The following is a 233-nucleotide window of genomic DNA, read 5'->3' on the forward strand; positions in this document are numbered from 1 at the left end:
CGTAACGACCTCGGCCATCCGCTGGCGGTCACCGGGCCGGAAGGCACTACCGCTTTTGCCTACGACGATACCGACCTGCCCGACCGCCCCACGACCATGACCGATGCAGGTGGCGCGACCCACCAGCGGGCGTACAACGCCCTGGGCCAGATCACCGCCCAGATCGACTGCTCCCAGCAGCGCACAACTTATAGCTATGACCGCCACGGCTACCTGGCCAGCGTCACCAATGC

General features: G+C 66.1%; 1 protein-coding gene. It reads left to right on the top strand.

What is annotated here, in order from left to right:
• Window positions 1–233: RHS repeat domain-containing protein (locus M8006_RS18090; protein WP_250084631.1), on the top strand; the 233-nt coding region annotated here is incomplete at both ends.

Origin of the sequence: Halomonas llamarensis (assembly GCF_023555005.1) — a bacterium.
GTDB classification, from domain to species: domain Bacteria; phylum Pseudomonadota; class Gammaproteobacteria; order Pseudomonadales; family Halomonadaceae; genus Vreelandella; species Vreelandella llamarensis.